Here is a 1,792-nt window from a genome sequence, read left to right as displayed (position 1 = left end):
AAAATCAAGTGACTATTTGATCGAGTTATTTGATGATACTTCGAACGTTCGTAAAAGAAATGTAAAAATAAAAATGGATTAGATTGAAGTAATAACAAAAGAGGTTTCTACTCTAAAAGTGAGTTGAAGAAGTTGAATGTCTTTGAAATGATTTACTTTTAATAATAATCATATTCCCGAAAAATTCAGGATATTTTCGGGGGATGTAATACATTATCTATAATGAACCTTAACAGAAACTTTTTATTTGATTTTCAGTGATCCCTTTAATTAATCCTAGTTCACTAATCAAAAATTCATGTGCGTTATCCAACATTTTTTTTTCGCTTGTATTAAGTGCCTTTTCTTTCTTCATACGCATTAAATCACGTACAACTTCAGCACCTTCTTGTATTTCACCCGTTTTTATTTTGTCCGTGTTCACTTTATACCTTTGTTTCCACGGCAGTAATTTATCTGATTCTCCATGCTGAAAAATGTGTATAATGTGTTTTAATGCAAGTATATCAGTAACTGGGCGTATACTCGAACTTAATATTTTACCCATAGGAATCATGACTTGCATATTACTGATTGACATTTTTATCACATAATATTGTTGTTTTTTCCCTGAGAATTCTTTTTCTTCTATGGCTTCAATTATACCTGCTCCGTGCATTGGATAAACAATGTTATCGCCAATTTGAAACATATAATCCACCTCCATATATGGTAACCTTCTTAACCTTAACATATATGTGATTTTTTATCAAATATTTTATAATATCATAAATTTATTTTTAGTGTCAACTACTTTTTCTTTAAAAATCAAATTAAATAAAAACAGCACCAAAACAATAGGGAGCGTGTCAGATTTCCAATAAAGGGAAGGGGGATTTCCCCGCGCATATTCTGAAACCTCTACTCATTAACGTAGATCAGTTTTCCCTTGAAAACGACCAAATCGATCCCGTATTTTTTTCAATCTTGTATAGTACTCCAAAATCTCAATTCTTGCTTTTTCAGCTAGAGGTGCAATTGGTCGTAAGTCTTTTAACCCCCAATAATCAACCACTACATCAAGTACTTGATCAAAATATTGTAGTGGCCCATAGTTCGCTTCTTTTGCAATCACAGCCATTCTATTTTCAAAATCAGGCATGACAGCACCTGGCATTTTAAAATTTCTAATTACATTGGCAATATGATAGCAATAATTAGGTTCCAATTCCAAATGTGTTCGAATCACATCTCGATAAAACGCATAATGAAGAGTTTCATCTTTTGCAAGACGGCGTAATAATGTAGCAAGATCTGGATCATGCTTACTTGCAACCTTAGCTACATTATTGTAAAACACCATCGTTGCAAGTTCTTGTAGCGTCGTATACGTCATTGCTTCGATTGGTGTGTGAAAATCGGGCTCAAATCCCCCCTCAACGACTGACTTTCTTAATTCATGTAATCGTTTGGGATTCACACTTCGAGTGAGTAGTAAATATGTCTCCAATAAATTCGAATGTTGATCCTCTTCTGAAGTCCAAGTATGAATAAAGTCTGTAATAACAGAAAGGGACCCTTTAAAAGTCGCAGATAAATACGTTGTAAACCATGGTAAATTCACTTCTGTTAATAAAGCTGTTTCAATGGCCGTAATTACACCAGAAGGAAGAGTAACTTGACTTTCATCCCAAGGAATTCTTTTAAAGTCCATTCCCTTATCCCATGGTAAAAACTCATGATAACCCCAGTCTATCTTCTGCGCTCTTATTTTATGTTGTTCATACAGTTCTTTTAAACGTGGTTCTAATCG

The 1,792-nt window shown here is 33.6% G+C and carries 2 protein-coding genes; both read right to left on the bottom strand.

Features of this window, described 5'->3' with window-relative positions; genetic code table 11:
- Nucleotides 1-229: 229 nt before the first annotated feature.
- Complete coding sequence (locus JDS96_RS30310) at nt 230-691, bottom strand: CarD family transcriptional regulator (RefSeq protein WP_016079014.1); 462 nt, start codon at nt 689-691, stop codon at nt 230-232.
- A gap of 216 nt (nt 692-907) precedes the next feature.
- Nucleotides 908-1,792: acyl-ACP desaturase (locus JDS96_RS30305; RefSeq protein ID WP_199669072.1), on the bottom strand; the 885-nt coding region annotated here is incomplete at its 5' end.

It is taken from the genome of Bacillus cereus group sp. N21, from assembly GCF_016483395.1.
Classification (GTDB): Bacteria; Bacillota; Bacilli; order Bacillales; family Bacillaceae_G; genus Bacillus_A; species Bacillus_A pseudomycoides.
This window is presented reverse-complemented; position numbering and strand designations above follow the sequence as displayed.